The organism is Turicimonas muris, from assembly GCF_002221595.1.
GTDB classification, from domain to species: domain Bacteria; phylum Pseudomonadota; class Gammaproteobacteria; order Burkholderiales; family Burkholderiaceae_F; genus Turicimonas; species Turicimonas muris.
Genome location: NZ_NHMP01000001.1, coordinates 101,686 through 119,138, shown reverse-complemented (window position 1 = coordinate 119,138; position 17,453 = coordinate 101,686). Strand labels below are relative to the sequence as shown.

Annotated in this window: 16 protein-coding genes; all 16 read right to left on the bottom strand. The window is 45.3% G+C overall.

The window, feature by feature from the left end; translation table 11 throughout:
* Positions 1 to 48: 48 nt before the first annotated feature.
* Complete coding sequence (locus ADH67_RS00575) at positions 49 to 1,698, bottom strand: transposase (RefSeq protein WP_089275682.1); 1,650 nt, start codon at positions 1,696 to 1,698, stop codon at positions 49 to 51.
* Between the two features lie 212 nt (positions 1,699 to 1,910).
* A complete protein-coding gene (clpB, locus tag ADH67_RS00570; RefSeq protein ID WP_066590683.1) occupies positions 1,911 to 4,502 on the bottom strand; it encodes an ATP-dependent chaperone ClpB in 2,592 nt (863 codons plus the stop codon).
* A 325-nt stretch (positions 4,503 to 4,827) separates the two neighbouring features.
* Entirely contained in the window at positions 4,828 to 5,283 is a 456-nt protein-coding gene (moaE, locus tag ADH67_RS00565) for a molybdopterin synthase catalytic subunit MoaE (RefSeq protein WP_066590682.1), read from the bottom strand.
* 14 nt (positions 5,284 to 5,297) lie between these two features.
* Positions 5,298 to 6,491 (bottom strand): molybdopterin molybdotransferase MoeA, encoded by a 1,194-nt coding sequence (locus tag ADH67_RS00560; RefSeq protein ID WP_066590680.1) that lies wholly within the window; start codon positions 6,489 to 6,491, stop codon positions 5,298 to 5,300.
* Positions 6,492 to 7,007, bottom strand: coding sequence for a molybdopterin-guanine dinucleotide biosynthesis protein B (gene mobB / locus ADH67_RS00555; protein WP_066590678.1), 516 nt, complete (start codon positions 7,005 to 7,007; stop codon positions 6,492 to 6,494). It lies immediately after the preceding gene.
* Positions 7,008 to 7,089: 82 nt separating this feature from the next.
* Positions 7,090 to 7,626, bottom strand: coding sequence for a phosphoribosyltransferase (locus ADH67_RS00550; protein ID WP_066590676.1), 537 nt, complete (start codon positions 7,624 to 7,626; stop codon positions 7,090 to 7,092).
* A 42-nt stretch (positions 7,627 to 7,668) separates the two neighbouring features.
* On the bottom strand, positions 7,669 to 8,964 hold the full coding sequence (locus ADH67_RS00545; RefSeq protein WP_066590674.1) for an adenylosuccinate synthase: 1,296 nt from the start codon (positions 8,962 to 8,964) through the stop codon (positions 7,669 to 7,671).
* A gap of 12 nt (positions 8,965 to 8,976) precedes the next feature.
* Positions 8,977 to 10,140, bottom strand: a complete 1,164-nt coding sequence (locus ADH67_RS00540; RefSeq protein ID WP_066590672.1) for an ATP phosphoribosyltransferase regulatory subunit — start codon at positions 10,138 to 10,140, stop codon at positions 8,977 to 8,979.
* A gap of 10 nt (positions 10,141 to 10,150) precedes the next feature.
* Complete coding sequence (locus ADH67_RS00535; RefSeq protein ID WP_066590670.1) at positions 10,151 to 10,339, bottom strand: DUF2065 domain-containing protein; 189 nt, start codon at positions 10,337 to 10,339, stop codon at positions 10,151 to 10,153.
* 18 nt (positions 10,340 to 10,357) lie between these two features.
* The gene (gene hflC / locus ADH67_RS00530) at positions 10,358 to 11,236 is read right to left on the bottom strand and encodes a protease modulator HflC (protein WP_066590660.1); all 879 of its coding nucleotides are present in this window, start codon (positions 11,234 to 11,236) and stop codon (positions 10,358 to 10,360) included.
* 16 nt (positions 11,237 to 11,252) lie between these two features.
* A complete protein-coding gene (gene hflK / locus ADH67_RS00525) occupies positions 11,253 to 12,749 on the bottom strand; it encodes an FtsH protease activity modulator HflK (protein ID WP_066590657.1) in 1,497 nt (498 codons plus the stop codon).
* 124 nt (positions 12,750 to 12,873) lie between these two features.
* Positions 12,874 to 14,031 carry a GTPase HflX gene (hflX, locus tag ADH67_RS00520; protein ID WP_066590655.1) on the bottom strand — a complete coding sequence of 386 codons (1,158 nt, stop codon included), beginning with the start codon at positions 14,029 to 14,031 and terminating at the stop codon, positions 12,874 to 12,876.
* Positions 14,032 to 14,268 (bottom strand): RNA chaperone Hfq, encoded by a 237-nt coding sequence (gene hfq / locus ADH67_RS00515; protein WP_066590654.1) that lies wholly within the window; start codon positions 14,266 to 14,268, stop codon positions 14,032 to 14,034. It lies immediately after the preceding gene.
* An 87-nt stretch (positions 14,269 to 14,355) separates the two neighbouring features.
* On the bottom strand, positions 14,356 to 15,687 hold the full coding sequence (der, locus tag ADH67_RS00510) for a ribosome biogenesis GTPase Der (protein WP_066590653.1): 1,332 nt from the start codon (positions 15,685 to 15,687) through the stop codon (positions 14,356 to 14,358).
* 5 nt (positions 15,688 to 15,692) lie between these two features.
* Positions 15,693 to 16,808, bottom strand: coding sequence for an outer membrane protein assembly factor BamB (gene bamB / locus ADH67_RS00505; RefSeq protein ID WP_066590652.1), 1,116 nt, complete (start codon positions 16,806 to 16,808; stop codon positions 15,693 to 15,695).
* A 12-nt stretch (positions 16,809 to 16,820) separates the two neighbouring features.
* On the bottom strand, positions 16,821 to 17,447 hold the full coding sequence (locus ADH67_RS00500; protein WP_066590651.1) for a YfgM family protein: 627 nt from the start codon (positions 17,445 to 17,447) through the stop codon (positions 16,821 to 16,823).
* Between the last annotated feature and the right edge of the window lie 6 nt (positions 17,448 to 17,453).

Here is a 17,453-nt window from a genome sequence, read left to right as displayed (position 1 = left end):
GAACCATCTCAAAGAAAGGGGATGTTGCAAAATTCGATGTTTTTCGAGTTAGTACTTCCCTTTTCTCCTATACCCCTTTTTAGCTATCTCGTTAGGTTGTAGTTTTCGCTTCTTTTCCATTCGGTTTTTTATTCTTTTTGCTGATGGAGTTTTGAAAGTTTCTGCCTTTAAACTTTCAGGAGCAACCCAATAAAACGGGAGCACGCCGGACATTGCAAACCTAAGATATTTTCTTATATTCATCCCTAGGCAAGTCAAGGCGAACTCGACTGTTACCCTTCCCATCGAGCGTCGTCTGAACCTTTTGTAGTCCATATTCTGCTTAATTACTCCGAAGGCACCTTCAACCTGACAACTCCTATTAACTCTGATTTCTATGCCTTCGGGAGACAGAAGTCTGTCTCTAGCTTGTTGCTTCAACTGGACCCAACGTGGTTGAATTTCAAAAATCCGGCTTCTTTTCGATTTGCTTTTTAAGAAGCGTTTGCAATAGCCCTCAAAGTCACATTTAGCGCAGCTTTTGACCAGGAAGAAAGCATAGTCCGCCTTGGAATAATAGCCCTCGGGACACTGTATTCTTTCTCCCACGCGCCCTCCCAAACACCGGATAGTTTGTGTATCGATGTACTCATAAGTGGCAGGATTTCTTCCAGTCTTTTCACCGTTCCAGGCTGTGTATTTGATGAAGGCTTGGATTCCTTTCTGTTCACAATATTCATAATTGTTAACACTTCCATAGCCTGCGTCTGCGCAAACTCTTTTGGGATAAATTCCGTACCATTGGAAGAATTGGTCTAATGTTGGCGCAAGAGTACGCGCATCGGTTCTGTCTTGTGACACGTAGTACGTAACGATAAAACCGTTACTCACTAAGATTTGGGTGTTATACGCAGCATGCATTTGGCTACCTAACCCACTGTAGTAATCTTCCTTCAGGCACATGGCAGTAGCATCGTGGTCGGTTTTGTAGTAAGAATTCCTAGATTCTCCGCAGATAGCTTTTTTCTCTTCGTACTCAATTGATTTTATTAGGTACTGAGAAAGCTGAGATTTCATTTTTAAAAGAGCCTTTTCACCACCACCTATGAGGGTTGAAGATATTTTTTCTGCATCTTCTATTTTTTTCATAATAGTTTTTGCCGGAATAACTCCTTCGTTGGGCAGACCTTCCTCTAGATGCATTAATTTCAATAGGTTAGCCACTTTCTCACTTAGTCGAAGATGAAGAGTCGTGGGTTTCCAAACAAATTTGTACTTGTTAGCGTTGGCTTCAAATTTGCTTCCGTCCAAATAGAGCGTGTCCATATCTTTCCCGCATTCGGAAAAGATGCGCTTCATTATTGTCGCAAAAATAGCAGGCATATTTGGAATTAAACTTGTGACGAACCGAGAGAAACTCGCTGCACTTGGCTGGACGTCCCCGATTAAGTAAATGATTCTTAGATCCGTGAAGCAGGCCGTCTCCATTTCTCGGAGAGAGGCTTTACCAAGGGCAAAGCAATATAGAACCGCAGCAAAGAGTCGGCACTGGTCGATTTTTGGTCTGCCAGGCTCAGAATCGAAGTTTATCTGCTTTAAGTATTTTCCAGCAGATGATTTCTCTAAAAGTAACAAATATGCGTCAAGTTTTTTACGCTCAGATAGCGGAAGGGGACAGGCATAAAAAAGCAAGTCCTCAGAAACGGTAAAATAGGCCATGGTAAGTGTCTTTGGTATAGAACACTTCACCATAGCATGCAGGGGGTTCGATTCCCTCTGTTTGCTTTTAAATCAACGGGATAATTCTTATATAGAATACTTTTTGTCAATAGAAGAAGGGCTGTGAAAATCCCTCTTAGGAAGAGGGAATTTTGCAACAGCCCCTTTCTTTGATTAGGATAGGGAGGAGTGCCCTCCCGAGCTTCTACCGCCTATACGGCTTTCTTCGAAAAGATAAATTTGCCGTCTTGGTAATCGACATCTACGATATCACCAGGAGCGTATTGTCCCTTCAGAAGATTGATAGCAATCTTGTTTTCCAAGTATTCCTGAACAGCTCTTCTTAACGGACGTGCGCCGAACAGCGGATCAAAGCCGACCTTGCCGATTTCATCCAATGCAGCATCGCTGACTTCAAGACCGATATTCTGAGCTTCCATACGTTTAGCCAGTTTGCGGATCTGAATTCTTGCGATTTCTCTAATGGCTTTTTCATCAAGGGCATTAAAGACAACGATTTCATCAATTCTGTTGATAAATTCGGGTCTGAAATGTTTCTTGACTTGTTCCATTACGGCCTCTTTGATTTCAACCGGATCCTCGCCTTGGCGGTTCATGATTTCCTGAGAACCAAGGTTTGAAGTCATGACGATAACGGTATTCTTGAAGTCAACCGTTCTGCCTTGACCGTCTGTCATTCGGCCGTCATCAAGGGCTTGCAGAAGAATATTGAAGACATCCGGATGGGCCTTTTCTACTTCATCGAGAAGAATAACGCTGTATGGTTTTCTTCTGACGGCTTCTGTTAAATAGCCGCCTTCTTCATAACCTACATATCCCGGAGGCGCACCAATCAAACGAGCAACGGAATGCTTCTCCATAAACTCGCTCATATCGATACGAATCATTGCCTCATCAGTATCAAAGAGGAATTCGGCTAGGGCTTTCGTCAATTCTGTCTTACCAACGCCTGTCGGTCCTAAGAACAAGAAAGAACCGTACGGTCTGTTAGGATCAGCCAAACCGGCACGAGAACGCAGAATAGCGTCGACAACCTTCTGTACTGCTTCTTTTTGGCCGACGACTCTCTTGCCGATATGTTCGGCCATATCAAGCAATTTCTGTCTTTCGCCTTCCATCATCTTGGAAACAGGAATTCCGGTGGCACGAGAAACAACATCAGCAATTTCTTCTGCACCAACCTGTGTTCTCAAAAGTTTGGGCTTTTCTTCATAAGCCTTATGTTCTGCGTCTTCTTCTTTCAGCAGACGTTTTTCAAGTTCCGGAAGCTGGCCATACTGAATAGAAGCCAATTCTTCGTACTTACCTTGACGACGGAGTTCTTCCATCTTGGTCTTCAATTTGTCAATTTCATCTCTGATGTTCTGAGAACCAAGGGCTGCACTCTTTTCAGCTTTCCAAATTTCTTCCAAGTCAGAGTATTCGCGTCCGAGCTTCTTAATTTCTTCTTCAAGAGCTTCTAAACGCTTCAAGCTAGCTTCGTCCTTTTCTTTCTTGACGGCTTCTCTTTCAATCTTCAGCTGAATCAGTCTGCGGTCAAGTTTGTCGAGTTCTTCTGGCTTAGAGTCAATTTCCATCTTGATGCGGGCTGCCGCCTCATCAATCAAGTCAATGGCTTTATCCGGTAGAAATCTGTCGGTGATGTAGCGAGCTGAAAGTTCCGCAGCGGCAACAATAGCCGGATCCGTAATTTCTACGCCATGGTGAACTTCATATTTTTCCTGCAAACCGCGGAGAATAGCGATGGTATCTTCAACGCTTGGCTCATCAACGATAACCTTCTGGAATCTTCTTTCCAAAGCAGGATCTTTTTCAATGTATTTACGGTATTCATCAAGGGTTGTTGCGCCGATAACGTGCAGTTCGCCTCTCGACAGAGCCGGTTTAAGCATATTGCCGGCATCCATAGCGCCGTCTGTCTTCCCGGCGCCGACTACGGTATGAATTTCATCGATGAAGAGAATAATGCGGCCCTCTTCGGCTACAACTTCCTTCAGAAGAGCTTTGAGTCTTTCTTCGAATTCACCACGGTACTTTGCACCGGCTAACAAACCGGCCATATCCAAGCTCAGAACTCTCTTATGGCGTAAGGTATCAGGAACTTCTCCGTTAACAATACGCTGAGCGAGTCCTTCGACAACGGCTGTTTTACCAACACCCGGTTCACCGATTAAGACAGGATTATTTTTGCTTCTGCGCTGCAGAATCTGCATGGCGCGGCGGATCTCATCATCTCTGCCGATGACAGGATCAAGCTTGCCGTTTCTAGCTCTTTCCGTTAAATCAACCGTATATTTCTTGAGAGCTTCACGGTTGTTTTCAGCATCAGGGTTGTCCACTTTCTCTCCTCCTCGCATAGCCATAATTGCATTTTCCAAGGCTGGTTTGGTCAACCCAGCCTCACGTGCAATGCGGCCGGCTGCGCATTTGCTGTCACATAAAACTAATAAAAATAGATCGGTGGATAAATACTCATCGCCAAGACGCTGGCCTTCTTTATCCATTTCGTTCAGAACAGTCATGAGTTCACGGCTGACCTGCACATTATTTGCTGCTCCCGAAACCTCGGGAATCTTGTTTATTTCCTTGTCGACAAGCGTTCTAAGTTCCCCAACTCGGACGCCGGCCCTTTCAAGCAAGCTCTTTCCGGTTCCTTCAGTGTCCTCTAAGACAGCTTTCAGAACGTGGACGGGATCAATGTACTGCTGAGAATGATCAGCAGCCATTGTCTGGGCTTGCCCCAGAAGCTCTTGAAAGCGCGTTGTAAATTTATCTTGACGCATATGTTTGTTAAGACTCCCTTCCCTTATTAAAAGGAAATGCGGACATTCCGCTTTTACTAAATTTCATTGTCAACATTTCCGAGAGTAAAGTGTTCGTATAACCCTTATTTTGAGCAATTTCAGTCTTAATTTTTATGTCGCTAACTAAATATTATTTCAACAGCGTCGCTCTATTCATGAATGAGAGAGTTCCAGGAAATACTTAGGACCGTCACAGAATTCACACTTAATTTTGAAGTAAAAGAAATAGCAGTAAAGTCAATTGAAACCAAAATAAATTAGCCTCGGTATTCCGAGGCGTAATAGACGATAGTACAGAAGTCTTCTATTTACAAAGATTCCACTTGCTCATCGCTTCATCGTCGCTTTCTCTGGCATCAACCCATTTACCTTTGCCGTCGATGGTTTCTTTCTTCCAGAAAGGAGCTTCTGTTTTAAGGTAGTCAATGATGAACTCACAGGCATCGAAGCATTCTCCTCTGTGGCCGCCCGAGACTCCGACAAAAACGATTTGGTCGTTAATTTCTAAATCTCCAACCCGGTGGATGACTGTCGCATCTTGAATATGCCAGCGTTCTTGAGCTTCTTTCACAATCTTGGTTAAAGACTTTTCAGTCATCCCAGGATAATGTTCAAGAGACATTTTTTCAATCGTACAACCCTCATTAATGTCTCTGACATTTCCCACGAACATCACGACTGCCCCGGCGTGCGGATTAGCTTTGAGCTTGGCATATTCTTTTTGAACATCAAAATCTTCTGTTTGAACGGAAATTTTCACGGCAATTCCCTCTCTTAAAGACTGAACCCACTGAATGGAATGTAGCGAACCAAATCTCCTTTCTTCAGGTCGGCATTCGCAGGAATGTCAGCCAGACCGTCGGCCCATAGGCACGAAGTCAGAACCGATGAGTTCTGAGTTCGATAAGCTTCTAAAGCACCGTTCTCATTGCGGCGTACGCGGATGAACTCTCTGCGGGAACCGCCCTTCCAATCAAAGTCAAGCGGCAGGTTGTACGACTTCACCTCAATGTCTCTTCGACCGGACAGCTTGAGGATCAGAGGCTGAGCAAAAATCAAGAATGTCACTAAAGAAGAAACCGGGTTACCCGGCAATCCTAAGAAAGGAACGCCGTTCACCTCTCCTTTAGCAACGGGTTTCCCAGGCTTAACGGCAATCTTCCACATATCAATGTGACCTAAGGCTTCAACCACAGGCTTAATATAATCGGCCTCTCCGACGCTCATTCCGCCGCTAGTTAAAATCAAATCTGATTTGCGGCTCGCTTTTCTAAAAGCATCCAAAGTTGCCTCGTAGCTGTCTGGAACGTTGCCGTAATCAACCACATCGCACCCTAACTGATGGAGAAGCCCTCTCAAAACAAATCGGTTAGAGTTGTAGATTCCGCCTTCAACTAAAGGTTCTCCGGGCATCGACAGTTCATCGCCGGTAAAGAATAGAGAAACTTTAATCGGACGATAGCACTGAACGGTAGAAGTACCCACACTAGCCGCAACACCTAAAGCGGCCGGAGTCAAACGATCTCCTGCTTTAAGAATGACGTCGCCGATTTCAATATCGCAGCCGGCTTTTCTGATCCAAGCGCCGGCTTTCGGAGCTTTTTCAAACCTTACCGTACCTTCTCCGGTTTCAGTTGCTTCTTCCTGAGGAATCACAGCGTCAGCACCAGCCGGAATCGGGGCGCCTGTGAAAATTCTGGCCACCGAGCCTTCCTTAAGAGGTTTGCCCATATGACCCGCATAAATCTTTTCTGAGACTGGAAATTCAAGTCTTCCGTCAGCAAATTCAGAAGATCTGACAGCATAGCCGTCCATTTGAGAGTTATCTAAAGGAGGAACTTGAATGGGAGAAACGACAGGAGCCGCTAAAATCTTACCGGCACTATAAAGAGTAACGATCTCTTCAGTCTCTGCTTCAGGATGAACATTTCGTAAGATCTCTTGCAGAGCTTCTTCAACAGTGAGCATTTAAAACCTCGATTTCAAATTCAATTTATCTGCTATAAAACGTGCAATAAGACGAGGATTATTCAAATTAATAACAGGGATCTCGCATCCTGCGATAGAGTCCGCATCCGTCAGCACAGCCTGTATTCCTTTATCTTGAGTGTAGATTGCCGGCTCTTCCTTTACTCCGGGTCTCCACACTTCCAGGCGTAAATCCGCATCGTCTTCTTTTTTAAATCCTTCTACCAGAACTAAGTCGCAAGGATCTAACTTCGACACAAGTTCTTTGAGCGTAGCAGGTTTCAGGGGAGTTCTCTTCATCATAGCCCAGCCTGAGTCATTTTTGACTATTACCTGCTGAGCACCTGCAGCTTGAAATCGATACGAATCTTTTCCGGGCTTATCGACTTGAATGTCATGATGGGCACTCTTTATAGCCGCTACACCAAATCCGGCATTACAGAAAATTGTCACCAACTGTTCCACCAATGTCGTCTTGCCGCTGCCGGAGAACCCGACAAAATCAATAACCTTCATTTCTAATTCTCTTAAATGAAAAGAACTGCGGAAAACTTAGAAGGACTAAATCTTGCCGCAGTTTTTTTATTAGGTGACTCTCTTACGGAGCTGGCTTCAGTAAGTTGTAGTCTTTGACTCTTTCTTCCAATTGTCCAAGACGCATTGTGTCATACACTTCAAACGGCTGGTGAATCCAAGGATTATCTTCAAGGAACTGGACGTAGTAGTCAGGTTTAACTTGAGAGCATTTTTTCCACCAAAGAACAGCCGTTCTCACCTCAGTAATAGCAGGAACTCTGGTTTTAAGATGTTCTGTAACTTTCTTGAAAGTAAGGCCCGAATCAACCAAGTCATCTACCAATAAGACTTTTCCTTTCAGAGAGTCCGGTCGGCTCGACGCAATATATTGACCAATATCAAGCTCACCCTGAACCGTACCGGCAGCTTCTCGGTAAGAGCTGGTTGCCAAAATGTTCAAAGGCATATCGAAGATTCTTGAAAGAATATCGCCGGGTCTAAGGCCTCCTCTAGATAAACACAGAAGAGAGTCGAACTTCCAGCCGCTGTCGTTAACGACATAGGCCAAAGTCTCAATCAGCTTATGATACTCATCCCAAGATACATGAAGATCTTTCATCTAAGTTCCCATAGGCCCTTTCGGGCCCTTTATATTAAAAAATTATTCCGCAAAGGGGTTCTTTAAAAGGATTGTATTCTCACGGTCAGGACCAGTGGACACAACGGCGATAGGTACGCCTGCTACCTGAGAGAGTCTATCCAAATAACGGCGTGCGTTCAATGGAAGATCGTCCCACTTTGTAATACCAAATGTCGATTCTTCCCAACCAGGAAAATCTTCGTAAATCGGCTTACATTCAGCAACGGCATCTGCTCCGACCGGCATAACCTCTAAGCGCTGACCTTTGTATTCATAGCCGACTCCCAAACGAACTGTCTTGAAACCGTCTAAAACGTCAAGCTTCATCACGGCCAAGCCGGAAAGACCGTTCCATTCTGCAGAACGTCTTAAAGCAGCCCCGTCGAACCAACCGCAGCGGCGCGGGCGGCCTGTCACTGCACCGAATTCATTGCCTTTTTCACGAAGCTTCTTCCCGTCGTCATCAAAAAGTTCTGTTGGGAACGGACCTTCTCCGACACGTGTGCAGTACGCTTTTGTAATACCCAAAACATAATTGAGTTTTTGCGGGCCAACACCGGCGCCTGGACTTGCGGAACCTGCAACTGTGTTGCTGGAAGTAACATACGGATATGTACCATGGTCGATATCGAGCATCGTGCCTTGGGCCCCTTCAAACAAGAACTGTTCTCCGGCTCTCATCTTTTGGTTAAGAGTGTGAGAAACGTCTGCAATTTTAGAAGTGATTCTCGGGGCAAGAGCCAAAGTATCGGAAATAATCTGTTCAACGTCTACAGGATTTGCTTTGTAGAAATCAACTAAGAGGAAGTTGATGAGCTTGCAGTTTCTGCGTACCTTTTCAGCAAAAAGTTCCGGATCAAGAAGATCGCTGACATGAACGGCACGGCGTGCAACTTTATCTTCGTAAGCAGGCCCGATGCCTCGGCCGGTCGTACCAATCTTCTTATCGCCCAAGGCAACTTCGCGAGCATGATCAAGGGCGACATGATAAGGAAGAATCAGCGGGCAGTGGCCGGAAACAAAAATTCTGTCTTCTGCTTTAACACCGTTGGCTTCCAGTTCATCGATTTCAGCCAGGAGAGCCTGCGGACTGACAACGGCACCGTTGCCGATATAGCAGTTAACGTGAGGATGCATGATGCCGGACGGAATAAGACGCAAAATTGTCTTCTTGCCGTTAATAACCAAAGTGTGGCCGGCATTATGACCGCCGTTGAAACGTACAACCCCCTGAACACTTTCTGTCAGCCAGTCTACAATCTTGCCTTTGCCCTCATCACCCCATTGGGCGCCGACAACTACTACGTTTTTAGCCATACCTGATATCTCCTATTTTGTATATCGGCGAACGACCTTCCATTCACCGTCCTCTTTGATTAACTCTTCATCCAGTCTGAAGGACTCTTCAAGACTCTCAATCCTGTCTTCAGGAAGAATCTGAACAACGATTCTGTCCTCTTCTCTTAATTTTCTAATCGCTTCGTTTAAAGCCTTGTCCCCATCGTCCCAAGGAGCCATTACGGCATAAGGTCTCTTTGTAGGAAGAACTTGGGCGATCTCACGCAAATATAACGTAAATCCGACTGCGGGACGATTGCGTCCGAATTTAGCCCCAATGCTGTCGTAGCGTCCTCCTCTGAGGACTGCCTGATACCGCTGAGGGATAGTGACGCCGAAAGTAATGCCGGTCAAGTATTGATAACCGTGAACGTCGGAGAAATCAAAGCTCAGCTTGTCGGCAATGCAGCGGTCTGCGATCCACTTAAGCTGTTCGATAGTTTGGAGAATCAGCGGATAATCGCTGAATTCTTTTTCAATTTCATCCAGAACCTCGATCCCGCCGAACATACGCATAATTTTTCTTAATGCGTCAATCGTTGAATCTTCAATGACACCGGATAATTCTTCGAGAGCACTGCGGTCTTTATGTTTCAAAGCATAAAGAATCTTTGGCATAACCTTTTCACAGTTCGGATCTCTTTCGACAATGGCTTTAACAACAAAAACGTGGCCGATATCCAAATGGATATCTTTAAGACCAAAAGCCTTCAAGCACTCCAATGCGAGGTTCAGAACCTCGATATCGCTGGCACTTGATGTGGATCCGAACAGCTCCACGCCGGCTACATACGGTTGTCTGGAAGCTACGGGATGAAGAGGTCGGGCATGAAGAAGGGAACCCGCATAGCTTAAACGGCTAATTCCTTCTCGATTCAAAATATGGGCGTCGATACGAGCGATTTGAGGTGTCATATCAGCGCGGAAGCCAAGCATTTTGCCTGATGATTGATCGACGATCTTAAAGGTTCTCAAATCTAAATCGTTTCCGGTTCCGGTCAAGAGTGAGTCTACATACTCAATCATTGGAGGTTTAACCATCTCACATCCGTGAGACTTCGTCAGCTTCAGAAATGTCTCTCTTAATCTTTCTATTTCTCTCGCCTCCCGGGGAAGCATGTCGGCGATATTCTCTGGCAATAACCAAACTGACATATATTCCTTTCTAAAACAACTCAACTGACCAAACGACAGCCAAACCTAAGACTACACCGACAAAGGCAACTGTTCTGATTTTTTTACTAGAAATTGAACTCAACTCAAGAAGGTACTTTTTCCACGCATCCGGAGCCAACAATGGAAAAAGTCCTTCCAGCACTAAGCAAAAACCTATTGCACAAAGAAGGACTTTCATTTTTATGAATTAGTTAAATTAATTCTTCTCGCCCTTGGAGTTTTTCAAATAATCAAAAAATTCACTAGAGGGATCGACTACCATCATATCCGTGGGTTTAGAGAAAGAAGAACGGTAGGCATCGAGAGAACGGTAGAATTTTGCAAATTCAGGATCCCTACCGAATGCGTTAGCATAAACTTCGTTAGCTTTAGCATCGCCCGAACCTTTGATTTGCTGAGCATCTTTATAGGCATCAGCCAAAATAACGGTTCTCTGACGGTCGGCATCAGCCTTAATTTTTTCGGCTTCAGCAGCACCCTTTGAACGTTCCTCGCTAGCTACTCTCTTACGTTCTGCTTCCATACGGCGGTAAACAGATTCGGAAATTTCAGGCGTAAAGTCCACTCTCTTAAGGCGAACATCAACCACTTCAATGCCTAAACCTTCTACTCTCTTTTGAAGAGCCTCGGAGATTTCTGCCATTGCTTTGGCTCTGTCGCGGGAAGTAATGTCGTTAACCGTTCTTCTGTTGACGGCCTGGTTTAGAACGTCTCTCATCAAAGATGAAACGCGGTCTTCGGCGGCTCTTTCGCTGCCTTGAAAAGAAACCCAGTACAAACGAGGATTGTTGATACGCCATTTAACGTAAGAATCAATCATCAAGTTCTTTTTTTCACTGGTCTGAACCAAATCAGCCGTCGGAGTATCAATCGTCAAAATACGATTGTCCAAGTAAACCACATTCTGCAGAGGAGAAGGAAGCTTGAAGTGCAGGCCCGGTTTAGAAATCACTTCTTTTAATTCACCAAGCATGAATACGAGAGCATATTCACGTTCGTTGACGGTATAAAGACAAGTTTTGGCAAAAAAACCGCAAACAATACAAACTAAAAATAAGGTTACTACTTTTCTCATGTTCTCTTTCTTCCTCTTATCTTATTGTCCTGGAAAGAGGACGGGAAACGTAATTGGCAATCGGAGTTGCTTCAACCGAAGGCTGAGGCTGTGCTTCTCTTGCTGTAGAAGAAGTTTCTGCAGCAGCAGGAGCAGCAACGGCAGAGTTCTGAGCAGATCCTGCTTGCTGAACCAATTTATCTAACGGAAGATAAAGCAAATTATTGGAGCTCTTGCTGTCCACAAGAATCTTCTTCGTATTGTTAAGCACCTGCTGCATCGTATCTACATACATACGATCGCGTGTTACCTTCGGGGCTTTTTCATACTGACTGAGCACTTGATCAAAACGTGAAGCATCACCCTCTGCCTGAGAAACAACACGAGACTTATAAGCTTCTGCTTCCTGGCGCAGTCTTTCAGCCAAACCCTTTGCCTTTGGAATCACGTCGTTAGCGTAAGCTTCGCCTTCATTGATTTGACGTTCGCGATCCTGACCGGCCTTAACAGCATCGTTAAAGGCGGCCTGAACTTGTTCCGGCGGCTGTGCATTCTGAATAGCAACGGAAAGAATCTGAATACCGCTGTGATAGCGATCCAGCATTTCCTGCATCAGCTTCTTAACCTCCTCGGCAATTTCCTGCTTGCTTTCAAATAAAACACTGTCCATTTTCTTTCTACCTACGACTTCACGCATGGCAGATTCAGCAGTCTGGATAACCGATCCCATCGGATCGCGTGTACGGAAAAGAAACTCTTCGGCTCCGGGACCGTCTTTAATGCGGTACTGAACGTTAAACATTACGTCTACGATGTTTTCGTCATCAGTCAGCATTAAAGCTTCTTTCAAACGGAGGGTTGTACCTTTCATACCGATTTCAGCTTTTCTGACGGAACTAACGTCAACAAGCTCCACATCCTGAATGGGATAAGGAAGATGCCATCTGAAACCTGCATTAGTAGTTTCAGTGTACTTGCCGAAAGTCGTAACCACGCCTCGCTGACCCTCAGGAACGATGTAGAAGCCGGAGGACAACCAAGCGCCGGCAGCAATCAGCAACGCCGCCAAAGCAAAGCCATAGCCGGATCCGGAAGCAGACTGAGGCATTCTGGTGCCGGGGAATCCAAATCCGCCGCCATTGCCCCCGTTGCCGCCATTAGTGCCGTGGCCGCCTTGGTCTGCTTGGAAAGGATGATCCTTTCGCGGAGGCGGCTCATTGGAGTCATCATCCGAATCATTCCAGTTAAAATTTACACCGTTTTGACCTCGATCTTGAGGACGCTTGGATTTTTGACCTAAGATTCCGGAGAGCTTGTCGTTAAAATCTTTCCAAAGCTCTTCGATATCGTTTTCCTGTCCGAGTGCCTGCTTGAATTTTTTTTCTTCTCTTTTATCTTCAATAGGACGACGAAGTTCAGGCTCTTTAAAGCCGTCTTCTTCAGTGTCGGTGGAATTCGAAGTATTTTTTGTTTCTTCTTTCTTTGGTTCTTTATCAGAACTATCTCGGCCCCAGTGGGGGTCATTCAAAGACATCTCTTTGAGTCCTTATAAAAAAATAAGTTATTAATAGAATTCTAGAGGCAAAATTTTATCATTACTGAAAAAATCCGCTTGCAACAGATTGATTCTTTTAATTTTCCGTTACAAGAAGATACATTTATGGCTCAAACTCTTTAAGCCAATCTTCGTCATCTTCCTCTTCCGGCTCTTCTTCAGTATTGGCAATCTTAGCGATAGCCTGTCTCAATAAATCAATCCCTGCTCCGGTCACGGCGCTCAAAGCAACGGCTTTCGGACGTCCTTTATCATCAAAAGTAAGGAAAGGATCGTTGCTTTCTTTGTCTATTTTGTTATAGACCATCAGCTGAGAAACTTTATCCGCACCGATTTCTTTAAGAACTTTATTGACCTCGGCAATTTGTTCTTCCCGGGCCGGACTGGAAGAATCCACTACATGCAAAAGCAAATCTGCTTGAGCCGCTTCGTCCAAGGTGGATTTGAATGCCTCAATTAATTGGTGAGGTAAGCCTCGGATAAATCCAACGGTATCGCTGAGAACAACTTCCGTATTTTCATCAACGAAGCATCTTCTTGCCGTCGGATCCAACGTAGCAAACAACTGGTCAGCCGCATAGACCTCGCCTCTGGTTAGACGGTTAAACAGCGTAGATTTTCCCGCATTGGTATAGCCCACTAAAGCAACAGTCAGAATCTGACCTCTTTGCCTTGACTTTCTTTGGGTGTTGCGCTGTTTTTCAAGCTTCTTGAGCTGCTCTTTGAGGGCTTTAATTCGAACGCTGATCATTCTTCGGTCAAGTTCAATCTGCTTTTCCCCAGGGCCTCCGGTTTTTGATAAACCGCCTCTCTGTCTTTCTAAGTGAGTCCAGCCGCGAACCAATCGGGTAGACAAATGCGTCAGACGCGCAAGTTCAACCTGCAGGCGCCCCTCTTTTGTTTTAGCTCTTTGACGGAAAATCTCAAGAATTAGACTTGTGCGATCAAGTACAGCAAGTTTTGTCGTGGTTTCGATATTTCTTTGCTGTGCGGGAGAAAGGACAACGTCGAAAATTAAAATGGTGCTTCCGGAATCTCTGGCAAGCTGCGCCACTTCCTCAATCTTCCCGCTGCCGAGAAAGGTTTTCGGATCAGGCTTCTCTCTTTTTGCTTCCGTGATCCCTTGAACATCATAGCCGCAGGAACGAGCTAATTCAGTCAGTTCTTCTGCGGCATCTTTGTGAATTTGGCGAGCCAGCGTTACCACTACAAGCCAAACTTTTTGGGGGCCGTCAGCCCCCTTCTCATACTGAAAATCCACTTATTCGGCTTCTGTCTGTTCACCGGCAAGCGGCACTGCTCTAGCCGGAACAATAGTACTAATCGCGTGTTTATAGACCATTTGAGTAACGGTATTTCTCAAAAGAACGACATACTGGTCAAATGATTCGACTTGTCCTTGTAGTTTAATGCCGTTGACCAAGTAAATTGAAACGGGAATTTTTCCTTTGCGAAGACTGTTTAAGAACGGGTCTTGTAATAATTGCCCCTTTGTCATATTTATTTTCTCCGTGTGTGCAATGCACAAAATAAAAAGAATGCTATAAAAGATTGTAGGAGAGAAGCTTTCTACATATTTACTATATTAATCGTTTTGAGCGTAAGGATTCTTGTTTGTTCTTAATTCAATGCGTAAAGGCGTGCCTTTAAGATTGAATTTTTCTCTAAAAAACCCTTCCAAGTACCGCTTGTAGCTTTCCGGCACGTCCTGCAATGCATTTCCATGAATTACGATCACTGGCGGATTCATGCCCCCTTGGTGAGCATAACGCATCTTAGGACGGCCTCCGCGGGCTCTCGGCGGCAGCTGCCGTGTGGTTGCCTCAATCAACGCACGTGTCAGCTTCGGTGTAGAGAGTTTAACGAAAGCTGCTGCATGAGCTTCATTAACGGCAGTCAGAAGATTACCTAAGCCCCTCTTATATAAAGCAGAGATGTAAAGACTCTTGGCCCACTTCAAAAAGTGAATCTTGTGTTCAAATTCTTCCCTGACTCGTGTTCTTTCATATTCACCGATGTCATCCCATTTATTAATAGCAATGACTAGAGCACGGCCGCTTTCAAGAATATAACCGGCAATGTTGGCATCCTGTTCCGAAATCCCGGCTTTTGCGTCAAGTAGCAAAACAACAACGTTCGATTTTTCAATCGCCTGCAGCGTCTTAATGACGGAAAATTTTTCGATTGCCTCGAAAACTTTCCCTTTGCGTCTCAAACCAGCTGTATCGATAAGAATGTAGTCCTTATCTTTGTACTGGAATTCAACTTCAATAGCATCGCGGGTTGTCCCCGGCATATCGAACGCAATAAGTCTTTCCTCTCCGATAAGAGCATTAATTAACGTTGATTTTCCTGCATTTGGTCTGCCGGCAATGGCGACTCTGATTTTGTGCGCAAAGTCGCCGTCTTTCTCGATTTCTTTTTCAGTCGGGTATTTTTCCAATGCCATATCGACCAGGGCACGTACGCCCTCGCCGTGAGCTGCGGAAATCGGATACGGCTCACCTAAAGCAAGCTCATAGAATTCGGATTTCACAACTTCTGACATGCCCTCGGCTTTGTTGACGACAAGATAAGTTGGCTTGCCACTTTCTCTTAGACTTTGCGCAATGCGCTGATCCTGCGGGATTAGGCCGCTTCTTCCGTCTACTAGGAAGAAAATAATATCGGACTCTTCGACAGCCAGCTGAGCTTGGTTGGTCATCTCTTTGACGATGCCCTCAGTCTTAATCGGTTCAAAACCGCCGGTATCGACAACAATAAAAGGCTTCTCGCCGACTCGGCCTTCTCCGTAATGGCGATCTCTTGTCAAACCGGGGAAATCTGCGACTAAAGCGTCCCTAGATCTTGTGAGGCGGTTAAATAAAGTTGACTTGCCGACATTCGGGCGGCCAACCAATGCAACAACAGGCAGCATAATTGTTATCTCGTAGCTAAGTAAGCTACATCTCCTTTACTTGTCTGGAAAATCGCACCGGCACTAAAACTTTGTGCCTTAGTAACGATTGGCCCGCTTAAACGAGTTCTGGCTATTTCTTCGCCTGTTCTCGGTGACAGAAGGTGAACGTAACCTTCATTATCGCCGACAGCAACGGTTCCCGGCATAATGACCGGAGCACTGAGTCCGCGGTAAGTCATGGTTTTATTTTCCCAGCGAAGTTCTCCGCTTTCACGATAGTAGGCTCTGACAACACCTGTGACATCAACCACATAGACGTTGTCTTCGTCAACTGCCGGACCTGCAATGGCGTCGACATTCTGTGTCCACATCATCTGTCCGTTCGTGCTGTTAATGCAAGTTACGGCACCCTGATAAGCGGCTGCACAAAGCATATCAGCGTTTAATACAGGGGCACCAACCACATCAATCAAGCGTTCGACTTCCGTTATTCCTTTGGCTTGGGCTACCGGGAATTCAAAAACAGGACGTCCGTTATTGACGTCTAAAATAACCACGTTTCCGTTAGGCTGACCAACAAATAAGAAGTTATCACGTGCAGTCATGGAAATGGGTACACGAACAGTCAAAGCGGGCTGATTTCTCTGGAAAGTCCACTGCTGTTCCCCGGAAGAGGCCTCGAAAGCGGAGACTCTCATATCTTTAGTTCTAACAATAACCAAACCGTTGGTGATGACGGGAGGTCCGGCAAGTTCACTGGTCAGTTTGCTCTTCCAGTCCTCTTTTCCTTCTGCATTTAAAACAACCAATTCACCGTTTTCCAATCCCACGGCGGTGTTGTACCCGTCAGTTCCTACCCCTCCTACAACCGGAGAATCAAAAGAAGCGGTCCACTCTTTGTTTCCGGTTCTGGCATCTAAGCGGACTAATTCTTTGCCGCCCGCAACCCAGACGGATTCGTCAAAAAGACCGGGGACTAAGAATCCGTCAGCGTTCGGCATGCTGACAGACCAAACTTCGGAGACATTGATAGCGGGCGTAAACGATACTAATTCCGCCGGTTCATGCTTGGGAGAGGAACATCCGACTAAAACAGCTGCCAGTGCGGCTGCTGCCAGGGTCAAGGAAAAATTTTTCATGTTTTATTCTCTTTATAAAGCCTGAAGCTTAATCTCAATAATCTTGGCTAACGGATTTGTAGTGGTGCACGCTCTTAAAGCTTCCGTCCAGCATTCTTTTGCTTTTTCTTTATTGCCCATCGCAATATAAGCATCGCCTTTTCTATCTTCGACTAATGCTTTTTCAGCATCCGGATTCTTAATAGAATTCAGAAGATTTAAAGCCTGCTCGTAAGAGCCTTGATCGATGTAAATGCCGGCTAAACGGACAGCAGCGACAGTTTGCAGTTCAGGATAGTCTTTGGAATCAATAACCCATTGAAGATCTTTGATAGCTTCACCGGCTTTATTGTGTTGTTCTGCAGTATAAGCCGCCAATAAAGCGCCCATACCGGCAAATGCTGTCCCATCGTAGTCTTCCTGAAGCTTTAAAGCAATATTTTGAACTCTCGGCTGATCCTTATTGTTATTGGCTTGAATCATCAAGCTGTAGAGAGAACCCGCATCGGCAGACTGCTTCATTTGATACCATTGCCACCCGCGCATACCGGCAGCAGCCAAGCAGGCAACCGTGACAATAGTGAGAATCAAAGTCCCCCACTTCTCCCACCAGGCTTTAATTTCGGATAGGGACTCTTGCTCTTCTAAATCATATGCCATATGTGA

Coding starts and splice junctions, on each gene's coding strand:
- ADH67_RS00575 (WP_089275682.1), bottom strand. CDS start 1,698: ATGGCCTATTTTACCGTTTCTGAGGACTTGCTTTTTTATGCCTGTCCC.
- clpB (WP_066590683.1), bottom strand. CDS start 4,502: ATGCGTCAAGATAAATTTACAACGCGCTTTCAAGAGCTTCTGGGGCAA.
- ADH67_RS00560 (WP_066590680.1), bottom strand. CDS start 6,491: ATGCTCACTGTTGAAGAAGCTCTGCAAGAGATCTTACGAAATGTTCAT.
- mobB (WP_066590678.1), bottom strand. CDS start 7,007: ATGAAGGTTATTGATTTTGTCGGGTTCTCCGGCAGCGGCAAGACGACA.
- ADH67_RS00550 (WP_066590676.1), bottom strand. CDS start 7,626: ATGAAAGATCTTCATGTATCTTGGGATGAGTATCATAAGCTGATTGAG.
- ADH67_RS00545 (WP_066590674.1), bottom strand. CDS start 8,964: ATGGCTAAAAACGTAGTAGTTGTCGGCGCCCAATGGGGTGATGAGGGC.
- ADH67_RS00540 (WP_066590672.1), bottom strand. CDS start 10,140: ATGTCAGTTTGGTTATTGCCAGAGAATATCGCCGACATGCTTCCCCGG.
- ADH67_RS00535 (WP_066590670.1), bottom strand. CDS start 10,339: ATGAAAGTCCTTCTTTGTGCAATAGGTTTTTGCTTAGTGCTGGAAGGA.
- hflC (WP_066590660.1), bottom strand. CDS start 11,236: ATGAGAAAAGTAGTAACCTTATTTTTAGTTTGTATTGTTTGCGGTTTT.
- hflK (WP_066590657.1), bottom strand. CDS start 12,749: ATGTCTTTGAATGACCCCCACTGGGGCCGAGATAGTTCTGATAAAGAA.
- hfq (WP_066590654.1), bottom strand. CDS start 14,268: ATGACAAAGGGGCAATTATTACAAGACCCGTTCTTAAACAGTCTTCGC.
- der (WP_066590653.1), bottom strand. CDS start 15,687: ATGCTGCCTGTTGTTGCATTGGTTGGCCGCCCGAATGTCGGCAAGTCA.
- bamB (WP_066590652.1), bottom strand. CDS start 16,808: ATGAAAAATTTTTCCTTGACCCTGGCAGCAGCCGCACTGGCAGCTGTT.
- ADH67_RS00500 (WP_066590651.1), bottom strand. CDS start 17,447: ATGGCATATGATTTAGAAGAGCAAGAGTCCCTATCCGAAATTAAAGCC.